The 10,787-nt window shown below is 57.1% G+C and carries 8 protein-coding genes and 2 pseudogenes; 5 read left to right on the forward strand and 5 right to left on the reverse strand.

Annotated elements, in window-relative coordinates; translation table 11 throughout:
• Positions 1–127: 127 nt before the first annotated feature.
• Positions 128–1,201 (reverse strand): sugar ABC transporter substrate-binding protein, encoded by a 1,074-nt coding sequence (locus JWR14_RS30740; RefSeq protein ID WP_299716949.1) that lies wholly within the window; start codon positions 1,199–1,201, stop codon positions 128–130.
• Positions 1,202–1,609: 408 nt separating this feature from the next.
• Here JWR14_RS30740 and JWR14_RS30745 point away from each other — a divergent pair, with 408 nt between their 5' ends.
• Positions 1,610–2,338 (forward strand): FCD domain-containing protein, encoded by a 729-nt coding sequence (locus JWR14_RS30745; protein WP_299716951.1) that lies wholly within the window; start codon positions 1,610–1,612, stop codon positions 2,336–2,338.
• A 381-nt stretch (positions 2,339–2,719) separates the two neighbouring features.
• Here the strand turns inward: JWR14_RS30745 and JWR14_RS30750 are convergent, their stop codons facing one another.
• On the reverse strand, positions 2,720–3,667 hold the full coding sequence (locus tag JWR14_RS30750; protein ID WP_299716953.1) for a class I SAM-dependent methyltransferase: 948 nt from the start codon (positions 3,665–3,667) through the stop codon (positions 2,720–2,722).
• A gap of 2,047 nt (positions 3,668–5,714) precedes the next feature.
• On the opposite strand from JWR14_RS30750, the gene JWR14_RS30755 reads away from it, so the two are divergent.
• The 3 genes from JWR14_RS30755 (at position 5,715) to otsA (ending at position 8,164) form a co-directional block, all read left to right on the forward strand.
• Entirely contained in the window at positions 5,715–6,005 is a 291-nt protein-coding gene (locus tag JWR14_RS30755) for a hypothetical protein (RefSeq protein ID WP_299716955.1), read from the forward strand.
• A gap of 379 nt (positions 6,006–6,384) precedes the next feature.
• Complete coding sequence (locus JWR14_RS30760) at positions 6,385–6,576, forward strand: hypothetical protein (RefSeq protein WP_299716957.1); 192 nt, start codon at positions 6,385–6,387, stop codon at positions 6,574–6,576.
• Positions 6,577–6,748: 172 nt separating this feature from the next.
• A complete protein-coding gene (otsA, locus tag JWR14_RS30765; protein ID WP_299716959.1) occupies positions 6,749–8,164 on the forward strand; it encodes an alpha,alpha-trehalose-phosphate synthase (UDP-forming) in 1,416 nt (471 codons plus the stop codon).
• A gap of 391 nt (positions 8,165–8,555) precedes the next feature.
• Here otsA and JWR14_RS30770 read toward each other — a convergent pair.
• The 3 genes and pseudogenes from JWR14_RS30770 to JWR14_RS30780 all read right to left on the reverse strand — a co-directional run.
• Positions 8,556–8,786, reverse strand: a pseudogene (locus tag JWR14_RS30770) (transposase); the annotation flags it as partial.
• Positions 8,686–9,207, reverse strand: a complete 522-nt coding sequence (locus JWR14_RS30775; RefSeq protein ID WP_299716963.1) for a Fis family transcriptional regulator — start codon at positions 9,205–9,207, stop codon at positions 8,686–8,688. The pseudogene JWR14_RS30770 and the gene JWR14_RS30775, both read right to left, overlap by 101 nt.
• A 334-nt stretch (positions 9,208–9,541) precedes the next feature.
• On the reverse strand, positions 9,542–9,682 hold the full coding sequence (locus JWR14_RS30780) for a hypothetical protein (RefSeq protein WP_299716961.1): 141 nt from the start codon (positions 9,680–9,682) through the stop codon (positions 9,542–9,544).
• A 614-nt stretch (positions 9,683–10,296) separates the two neighbouring features.
• Between JWR14_RS30780 and JWR14_RS30785 the strand changes: the two are divergent.
• A pseudogene (locus JWR14_RS30785) lies at positions 10,297–10,787 on the forward strand (transposase); the annotation flags it as partial.

Here is a 10,787-nt window from a genome sequence, read left to right on the forward strand (position 1 = left end):
CGGTCGATCGGAGTTAGCGCTTTAGCGCCTACTCCGATCCCATGCAGTTGCCGTCATGTCGCCGGCCACCCGATCACTGATTGCCCTGGTCCTGCTTCATGATTTCCTGCGCGGAGAAATTGATGCCTCACGTCGGAAACGAGTTGCCGACGAAGAAGTTGTCGGACTCGTTCGGGAAATAATTGACGCCCGCCTTAAGCTTCGAATCGTCGGTGACGTCGAGCGGCAGCTTGATCGCGACCGGGATCGTCTGGCCGTCCAGCGCAGCGAGCGCCGTCTTGATCGCCACGGCCACCTGCGCGGGACCGCTGCCCGCTGACGTGCACTTCAGGCCTTGGCTCCCATACTGCGCACAGAGCTTGCGAAAGCCGTTTTCCGTTTCGCCGCCGAACGGCACGAACGGATGTTTCGCATCGAGCATTGCGCGCACGTCACCCGTGTCGCCGCCCTGCGCAGAGATTCCATCAAAATGGCCCTGCACCGCAATCGCGTCGGCGACGGCCTTCTGCGCGACCCCGTCGTCCCACTTGCCATAAACCTGGACGGTGTCCCACTTCTTGCCGGTCGCGGTCAACGTGCTCTGGAAACCATTGTGCCGGTCAGTGTCGACCGACGTGCCCGCCACCCCGCGGACCTCGAGCACCTTGCCTCCGTTCGGCAGGTGGCTGGCGAGCCACTTGGCCCACAGCACGCCGAGCCCGTACTGGTCGACGTCGACGTTGATCGCGTCTTCGCTGTCGAGCGTATTGTCGAACGCGACCAGCACGACGCCGGCTTTCTTTGCGCGGCGAATCGCGGGTCCAAATGAGGCGGGATTCTGCGCGTCCACGATGATCGCGTCATAGCCGGCATCGATGAAGTTGTTGACGGCCGAGATCTGCGCCGGTACGTCCTCGCCGGTGGAGACGACCTTGAATTCCTTGAGCTTGGCGGCGACGGCCGGTTGCGCCGTATAGGCCTTGGCCGTCTTGATCATCTGGATACGCCAGGTGTTCGCGATATAGCCGTTCACGAGCGCGATCCGGTAGGGCCCGCTTTTCTTCGGATACTTAACGAATTTCGTGTCGCTCTTCCACGGGACCATACACGTGGGATCGCTGGGCGGGCCGGGAACGATCGATGCCTGCGCGAAAGCCGCGCTTGCACACAGCGCCAATGCCGCGGTCGCCGCCGCTCTAAGCACCTGGATTCCTGAAAGCATGTTGTCTCCTGTTTGTTGATTTGAACTTTCCGATTGCCAGCGCACATGGCTCGTCGTGAATTGCCGACACGGTGTTCGTAACGCAGGGAAGCTTGCGGATGTGCTACAGCGGGACTGAATCGGATTCACCGCACTAGCGGAATGACCTCTTCAAAGGCGCCCCCTCGGAGTGAAACGAAGGGCATGCGCGGACACGTCCCCGTCTGACATTACTGGCGTACCAATCCGCACGCGATAGTGGTTTACCAGTGCGCCCGGTCCACGTTCCGTTGGGCTGAAACCCGCGCCGTTTCTGCGCTTGATGGATAAAGTCGGCGTGCGGCAGAAGAGGTGTTACACGGAATTGGTGTACCATTTTTGCGAACTTCAGCCGCCGCCGGGCGGCTTCGACGATTTTGAGAATCCTGGATGGCCGATCTTTCGCACACGCCAACCGGCCGAGCCGTCGATGCGGACGCGGCCGACCGTTCCTATGTCGGGCTGGCGAAACAGATCTACGACCTGATCGCGGCTGGCGACGTCAGGCCTCGTGCCCGCCTGCCTTCCGAGCGCACGCTAGCCGAGCGTTTCGGCGTGAGCCGCACGCAGGTGAGGGAGGCGATCATCGCGCTGGAAGTACAGGGCGTGGTCGAGGTGCGTGTAGGGTCGGGCATCTATGTGGCCGAAGCACCCGAGGCGCGGTCCGTCACGTTCGAACTGCCGCGTGGGCCCGGCCCGATCGAGACGCTGCGCGCGCGGGTGGTGATCGAAAGCGAAATCACGGCGCTCGCCGCGACCGAACGCAAGGATTCGGACCTCGACCGGCTCTTCGCTGCGTTGCGCGCGATGCGCGAAAACATGGACGACAAGGCCATGAATGAGGTCGCTGACCGCGAGTTCCATCTGGCGATTGCGCGGGCGACGGGAAACGAAGTGCTCCGGCTCGTGGTGACCGCGATGTGGGACAACTCCCGCGCCGACCCGTTGTGGAAAAAGATTGAGGAGCACTTCCATACGCCCGCCTTGCGGGCGGCTTCACAGGAAGACCATCAGCGCATCTTTTCGGCCATCATGGCGCGCGACGCGGCCGCTGCGCGCACGGCGATGCAGGCGCATCTCGCGCGCGTGATCGGCGAATTCACAAAGGCCTGGCGTTAGCCCAATTTTTACTATTCGCAATTCTCGACGGCGTGGAGGCGAACGCGCCGCTACTTCAGCGGCGCGGCAACAACAACCCCGGCACTCAGTTGTTAGCCGGTCTTCGTGGCACGCACCCAGTTTGCCAGCGCCTTTATCGATATTCAGAGCCGCCGCGCGGCCTCCGATACAAAGACGCTGTCGGTCATTGCAAGCTTCATTGCCTCGTCACGAATTTCCTTCGTCTAGACGGCCTTCGGGATTCGATTTATGTATGTCTCCATTCCTTAATCCGCGGAACGTCAGCATCTGCTTTTACGGCTGGTCTCACAAAAAAGACGAAATACCACCGTAGCGACCATCACAGAGGCAACCCGGCATACAACTGGACGAGCCTCCTGGTTAGGCTTGGACGCTCCGCAGCCTAGCGATTACGGTGTCAAACTTCAGCATGCCAGTGCCATGCGCCTGTATGGACACTAGCTCATATCCGTGCCCTGTCATCAGTGCCATCAATTCTTTCGGTGTACGTTCAGCAAAACGAAGGGTCGTTTCCCGCTTCAGATCAGAGGCGCACTTGCGCATCGTGACGTGGGCCTTGTGGTGACCGTCCTGGCCGAACTCCCAGGTATATCGGCAGTGGTACGCGACGCCATCGTGCGTATTCGTGTAGTCGTGATCTTTCGGGCCGGCAACGACGCTCGTCCAGTCACGCACGTTGAACAACAGATATCCACCCGGCCGCAGTACATGGCTGATCCCGGCAAGGCATTCCCGGAAATAGGTATCGTAATCGAGGACTGAATCCGGATAGCTGTAGATGGCGTAATTGATCAATACACAATCGAACCTGGCCGACCACGACTCGATATGCTTCAAATCGGCAAACGCGCTTTGCCGGTAGGCCTCCGTAGGAATTCCAGCCCTGACACCGTTGGCCCTGGCGCTGCTCAACATGCTTTCGCTGTAGTCCGCGCCAAACACGCGATATCGCTTGCCGCTTTGCTTCGCCGGCAAACCGTGATGCAGGGCCACCATATGAAAGCCCATTCCACACCCAGCGTCCAAAATGGAAGCTTGATCGGGCAACGTGTTCACGATCCAATCGGACATCACGGGATCGTGAATGTCCTTTGCCGAAACTTCCTCCGGCGAGACCATCGACAGGTACAGATCATTGATGTCGTGGTATGCATCATCTTTCATGTCAATTCCGATTTTTTCCAAGAAGCGGTTGCGAATTACTCGTACGGTAGTGCCATGGGCAAAGCGCGTCGGGTCGTGAAGCACTCGATTGCCTTGTTCCATTCCTTCAGACGCCCCACGATCCGCTATGAACGATATGTTCATTTCCAGGAGGCCTGTGTGTCGCTCGTTGTTCATTGATTCGCTGTGACTGACTGGATCTGCTTCTCAACCGATATCGTCACAGCCACGCCTAACCGGAAACGGCGGCGGGACATGCGCAACGCCCCATGCCGTGAGCAGCGCGTCAAATGATGGCGCGGCAGCGTCGTTACTTTGAGGTTCCCCGCGCGAGCGTGTTGCACCGTTTGTGTTTGTATAAGTTAGCCAGTCAATATCGACGGGTTGCAGTTCGCCGGACGGCGAAAAAAAGTAATTACAGTACGAAGTACGTCAATTTGCTGAAAAGAGAGATACAGAGCGCATAAACCTTTTGTCAATTCCCACAACTCGGGTGTCGACCAATGTAGTCGAGGATATTCTTCGAATAGCCGGTCCGAATAGCCGGTCCAGGTTAGCGATCAGAGGCAAGCCCCGTTGTGCGGGTCCAGCCCGCGTTGCTCATTCGAGTCCCATCACGCCTGCGAGTGCGAGGCGATCAAAAGGGGGCAACGTGCAATAGCTGAGCTTAGGTCCGGTAGCGGGAGTCTGGGCGTGCGAGCAGCGGTTATTCCCCGCGATCCGGACACTCGGAGGAAAACGGCCGGCGTAGTGGTGTCTTTGAGGTCGAGCGTCGCGAGATTGAACGGACCCTTGCGAATGCGCCGCATCAACTCGATGCCTGAAATCGTGGTCGCGGCGCTCCTGAACCGCTTCACGCAAAGCATGACAGCGCCATTTATACGATGAGTTCCCGAATATTGACAATACGTTTACGCGACGCATGTTACGCTTTGTACGTCACTAAAGGCTGGGGCACCTGATCGTGAGACTCCCACAAGTTATTACTCGCAATAGCACGAAAGACACTTAGTCATTCGAAGAGAAACGTATTTTGTTGGTCGTGGTCACCCGCTGCAGTTCAGACGATGCATTGCGAGAGAATATCCAACGGCTTTATCAATCTCCGCTTGGCGGTTATGTGAGTGAGACGTCAAGAGAGGGCAGACCCTTTTATCTTGGCTTCGATGGAGCAGTTGAAGACCTCCATTTCACCATTCAAAATCTTCAAGTGGTCCTCCGCGACGCGGCTATTGAATCCATTCTCCCGCACATGCCGGCTCATCTGAAGCATTGATGTGACATTCCGGAGCGAGGGCGGGAGTGCCGTTCGCCGTAGGCATTCTTCCGTCGTTGACTTCCGACACGATGTTGACGGGAGGTTCTGGGTATCCCGCCCGCAGGCCGTATTTGATTGCGACGCGGCAGCGCCAGCATTTGCGCAGCAAGATGCTCCGTCGCGCTCAACGCAGCCTAAGCGATTTGATGAAACTCAGATGGTACTAATACAGACCCGTCCAAGCATGACAAGGCGCCGGGAGTTCGCGGGTTGGGTTGTTTGTGATCTAGAGTCAAGTAACGCCCGCCAGATGCACGGATCGATTAAGCGAAATGAACGATGAAAAATGAGTCCTCTTCCGTTTTGGCGTGTATGCGCCAGGACCACGAATATTCAGTTCCCTATTTGTCGCGGCAACTTGGTCTCCCTGCACTCGAGACACGGCGACTATTAGGCGAACTTTTAGAGCAGGGCTTGGTACTTGCAGCGAGCCAGACATCGTGGTCCATCGTCTTCAGACTTGCACCGCACTCAGAGGGGGAAGACATCCAGGGCCCGGTCGTGCGAAGCGGAAACCCCGCTACGGTGGCTACTTCTTCCGAAAGAAGAATCATCGGGGGTAGCGAGCTTCAGGGCTACGAAGAATCATTGTCTCGTCATCGCTCTCTGGCGATGCTTGGACGTCGCGGCGGACGCTGATACGAGCTCGAAACTAGCGCGACGGCCGCGTTGCATGGTAATCCGGCTGTCGACGTGATCTGTCCATTGGACCTGGCAGCGTAAACATCTTGTCATGGTGTCTTAGCATTGCAGGCGGTGGTTTCTCCGTAGCCAACCGCTTGAGTCGCTTAGTCGATTCTTTTAAGAGTTACCGTCAACTAATCGGCAATCCATTGTAGTCAGACAAAACGAATCAACTCGGCAGGACGGTTTATGAAAGAAGGAATTGCAGCGTTAGTGGACGAAATCGAGCGGTACGCCAGTTGTCGCCTACTCGACGTGACTCGCGGCGCAGAGACTCCCGCGTTCGCTGCGTTCATGGTTGAAAAATTTGGTGAAGGTTTATTGAAGGCAGCGAATTTGTTGCAGGTTGAGCGCGAGGACGAATTAAAGCGTGCAATTGGTCGACTAGTTAAGGAAATTGATGCGCAGTATCCGACTCACCTCCAATACCGGTTTGAGGCGCGACCGGCAGGACTCGCAATCAACGGTATTGCGCACTGAGCGCCGTCCGGGATGCCTCGTGGAATCTCATTTTTGCAACGAATGAATTAGTTAGGATCGCAGAGATTACTAATTTCTCTTAACGCGCTCAGTTGCGGCTGGCGCAAACCCAATCAAGTAGGTTGTTATGGCTTTTAAACAGACGAAGGGAAACATGACTATTGAGGCTTGTGTTCTCCCGTCTCCGGGCGGGATGTACAAGGGTGCTGTGCGTGTGACAACGAAGCGTGACAAAAAAACACTTGAGCAAGTCACGGGGCGCGGTTGCGGTCGTCCAACGAATAGCGAGGGGGCGGCGCTGGAGCTGGCTGAAAACGCCGCCCGACGCATGCTCGGAGTTTAGACATATGCGCGCTTCGCGCCCGCTTTCGATATCGCTTTGCTAGCGATTAACTATTCGCCAGTCGGCATTTACGTCGCGGGCATGGAGTTCGGCCGCGACAAGGTCAACGTGCATTTCGACGTCGCGCCCGGGAAGCTCGATTTCATGGTGCATACGCTGATCGTAACGCTGCCCCAAGCGATGATCGGGCCGGTCGAGCGACGCCCCGTCACAATTAACGCGCACTGATCATGCATTTAGGCACCTGGTTGCGAATCGTCACACCGCCGCGCAACGGCAAAGTTCGCAGAGACACATTGCGACGTCTGGTCGAGCATTCGACGTCCGAACATGCTTCGAGACTGATCCCGAGGCGCAAGCGCAAGCTGTTCGCGAGCTTGCTGCGGATATTGGCGGACACATGAGCCGCCTTGTCGTCGTTTCAAATCGTACTGCTGATCCCCGCAACGCTGCTGCCGGCGGACTCGCCGTCGCGGTAAGAGAAAGCTTGCAGCAGACCGGAGGCCTCTGGTTTGGCTGGAGCGGCAAAGTCGCGGAGGAAGCGGATGGTGGAACCCCTCGCACAAGCGAACCGCACTTGCAAACGGTCGGAAACGTGACGTTGGCAACACTCGATCTAAGCCGTGAGGATCACGAAACGTACTACCTCGGTTACGCCAACGATGTCTTGTGGCCGGTGTTTCATTATCGGCTGGACCTGGCGAACTTCGACACGCGGTTCGCGGCCGGTTACCGGCGAGTCAACCAGTTGTTCGCACACAAGCTGCTGCCGCTGCTGAAGCCGGACGATCTTATCTGGGTGCATGACTACCACCTGATCCCGCTCGCCGCGGAGTTGCGTGCCATGGGGTGCGGGAATCGTATCGGCTTCTTTCTGCATATTCCAATGCCACCCCCCTTGATCATGGCAGCGATCCCTGAGCACGAATGGCTGATGCGCTCGCTATTCGCCTATGATCTGGTTGGCTTTCAGTGCGAGGCTGACCTGACGCATTTTTCCCACTACGTCGAATCCGAAGCCCGGGCGGAGAAGGTGGGCCGCGACTGCCTTCGGGCGTTCGACCGAACGCTGCGGGTGGGCGCCTACCCGATCGGCATCGACGTCGACGATTTCGTTCGTCTCGCTGAGGCGAACGAAGGGCTCCGAATGTTTGCGGGGATGCGCGAGGAATACTCGCGGCGCCGCTTGCTGCTGGGCGTCGACCGGCTCGACTATTCGAAGGGTCTACCGCAGCGCATCCACGCTTTTCGACAATTGCTCGCATGCCACCCGGAAAACCGCAATAGCGCGACTCTCATCCAGATCGCGGCACCAAGCCGCGAAGACCTTGGCGCCTATGACCAGTTGCGCCGTCAGATGGACGGTCTGTGCGGCGAGATCAACGGCGATTACGGCGAACTGGACTGGATGCCCGTACGTTACATCCACCGCAACGTCGCTCGAAAGCGCTTGCCGGGCCTGTACCGCGCAAGTCACGTGGCACTGGTCACTCCTTTGCGCGACGGCATGAACCTGGTTGCCAAGGAGTTTATCGCTGCCCAGGACCGCGCTGACCCCGGTATGTTGGTGCTTTCGCGGTTTGCCGGTGCCGCGGAACAACTGAAGGAAGCCCTGTTGGTCAATCCGTACGATACGCAGGGAACCGCGCAGGCGATCCAGCGCGCGCTGACGATGCCGCTTGACGAGCGGATCGAGCGGCATGAAGCGCTCCTGAGTAGAATCCGCAAGTTCGATATCCGCTGGTGGAGTTCGAGCTTTTTGCAAGCGCTGAAACAGGTGGAGCACGACGACGTTGAGCTCGCGTCGAAAACGTGACAATGTGGCGCACGAAGAAGGCCAGGCCGTGCTCCTGCTCGACACCATGACCGGGGGACGCCGAGAGACTGTAAGAACGGGCCGGCCGGAGCGCAGGCGTGGTGCCGAAGTACGCGCAATGCTTGACGGCGAATTCTGCTCGACAACGTTCTGTTGCAAGCATCCCTGACGAGATCTGCTGTATCTGAAGGCTAGTGAGGTCGCTTGTTCGAACGTCTAGTCTTGTGCCGACGAGGTGATTGCGATGACGCGCGCACGAAGGGCCGTTTTCAGTGGATTCTGTTGAAAAACACGTGTTTTTAGGCGGGGCGAAAAAATCAGGCGCTGCGAATTTGACTTCGCATTGTTTCCAAACCTGCGAACTCAGTCGAAGCTGCGCCCCCGTCGCTCGTCACGCAGCCGTGATCTCATTCTGCTCGGCGTTGGCCATCAATCGAATCGCTATTCGCCGCAGATTTTGTGCGGTTGTTGCCAGCAAGAACCCATTGTGTGCGCTACTTAGACCTCGCAGTCGCAAGCGGTCAAGCTTCGGGATGCGTTTGAGGTGAGCGAAGAGCATTTCCGCCTTCTTTCGCTCGCGCTGAGATTGCTTTCAGGCAGGCGTTGTTGCGACGCGCTTTGCTCTTCAAAAATGATTTGAATCGATCGTTCGCACGCAAAAGTGCTGAGAACGGAGCCTTGCGCAGTTGTCTATCGTGTAGCTTGAGAAGTGCGGAAAAGATCTGATAGCCGCGGTCATCAAAATACCATTCGTCGGTAGACCGACCGGTTTTAATACACCTTGCGAGAATGTCTTCACTTATCGAGAACGCCTCGCGCGACATTGTTCCGTATCCTGCATCCGCTAAGAAAAATGCGACGACCATCGCTGTGGCAAGCGCCTGAGCGGCGCCCACATATCCGCGGCCCACTCGCAAGGCTTCCAGTGAGACGTGATACCGCAGCGACATGTCATCGGCCGATGCGCGGGTTATCGGCAAAAGCGGCAGCTTGTTTTGCGACCGCTTGGCTTGTCCTGGTCGATTGAGTACGGGTGTCAGCATGTTTAGTTTGATAGGCCTTCGTTAGTCGATCGCCCTTGGATCTGTCTGCAAGCGTGGAGTATGTAGCATTGGCAATGGTAAAACCGACAGGCTTGATCGCCGATGCGATGGCTGTCAATCCCCGACCCCGTCATGCAGTTCTGTCGCGATTAGGCGATTGTGTCAAATGAAAGCGGGTTAATCAGGATTACTTATATGGCTAACGAGAAGAACTGCCGGGCAGCAGATGTCATGAGCTTGCCTGAGTGTTTCATCTGGCTCTGATGCAAATATAAATTTTGCCGCAGCCACACACCCGATCTAGCGGTGGATAGGTTGGCCGAGTCTCTAAAAACTATAAGATAAGAGCTTTAATGCGCCGCCAGAACGCTGCAAATTTATGCGGTTCGCGGGTGTGCAGCGCCAGCATGGCGTCGTAGTGCACGCGCGATTCCTGGACGTGCGGCAGTTGCGACAACAGAAGGCCGAAATTCATGATAGTTCTCTCCAGGCGTTGGGTTGAACGCGATCGCGGAAGCCGGCGGATATTGAGGTCGGCTGCACTATGCGCGCAGTGACGAATGTCTACTCGTTTCCCTCAGGAAAAGGCAAAGGTGAGCGGCATATGGGGCAACTGTCACTGTCTGCCTTGGCGGATCCTTATCGGCGTTGATACGCACCTGCTTGCCCACACGCCCTCCCAACCGAGTAATTCGAGAAGGCGCGAAGGAAGCAGTCGCGAGCTGACGCTCGCAACGCAGTGCCCTAATAGATGCGCGCAAATGCGGCATCCATGTGGCGCTAATAAAGGTGTGCGAAGAGAGTAACTACGGCGCGCACCGTCTGCTTGCTGGCAAGACGGCGACTAAGAGAAGAAAGCGCAGACGTCCTGCCGGTCAAGCAGCGAAACTGTTCGAGAATCGACGACATCGATTATTCAAGGCATCAGCCCTCTTTTAGATACTTTTGAAATTCTAGGTGAGCATCAAAGCCGGTGGCAAGTAAAAAGGTGGTAAAGAAAATAGGCTCTTCTGAAAACGGAGTAGAGCGGATCGCCGTCCGCGCGTGCCGCGTTGCACACAAGCACAAGGGCTTAGTCTCAAGTCCGCTCGCCTTGTAGGCGACAACGCCTATGGCACTGCAGCGATACTGGGCTGGATGGTCGAGCAGAAAGAGATCGCACCGCACGTCCCAGTTTGGGAAAGATACACGCGCAAGGACGACGCATTCTCCACCAGCGAGTTTAAGTGGGATGAGGTGGCCAACGAGTATCGTCGTCCTGTTGGGAACACGCTGCGCAGTGAGCGTCGCCAATTCAAGAACTCGCGTACGCATGTCACCAAGGCCGATACGATTATCTATCGATCAAGCCAACTCGATTGCGCTGGCTGTTCAATGAAGGAACGCCGCTGTCCGAAAACCCCGGTTCGCAAGGTCGTGCGCAGTATCCACGAAGCTGCGCGGGACGAGGCGAGACGCATCGCGACAACACCTGCCTACAAGCAATCTCGACGTGAGCGAAAGAAGGTAGAAATGCTCTTCGCGCACCTCAAACGTATCCTGAAGCTTGAGCGCTTACGGCTGCGCGGGCCAAGCGGTGC

Source organism: Caballeronia sp. (assembly GCF_028292365.1).
Classification (GTDB): Bacteria; Pseudomonadota; Gammaproteobacteria; order Burkholderiales; family Burkholderiaceae; genus Caballeronia.

Bases quoted from the DNA above. Each gene is read 5' to 3' on its own strand.
- JWR14_RS30740 (WP_299716949.1), bottom strand. From the start codon at position 1,201: ATGCTTTCAGGAATCCAGGTGCTTAGAGCGGCGGCGACCGCGGCATTG.
- JWR14_RS30745 (WP_299716951.1), top strand. From the start codon at position 1,610: ATGGCCGATCTTTCGCACACGCCAACCGGCCGAGCCGTCGATGCGGAC.
- JWR14_RS30750 (WP_299716953.1), bottom strand. From the start codon at position 3,667: ATGAACATATCGTTCATAGCGGATCGTGGGGCGTCTGAAGGAATGGAA.
- JWR14_RS30755 (WP_299716955.1), top strand. From the start codon at position 5,715: ATGAAAGAAGGAATTGCAGCGTTAGTGGACGAAATCGAGCGGTACGCC.
- otsA (WP_299716959.1), top strand. From the start codon at position 6,749: ATGAGCCGCCTTGTCGTCGTTTCAAATCGTACTGCTGATCCCCGCAAC.
- JWR14_RS30775 (WP_299716963.1), bottom strand. From the start codon at position 9,207: ATGCTGACACCCGTACTCAATCGACCAGGACAAGCCAAGCGGTCGCAA.
- JWR14_RS30780 (WP_299716961.1), bottom strand. From the start codon at position 9,682: ATGAATTTCGGCCTTCTGTTGTCGCAACTGCCGCACGTCCAGGAATCG.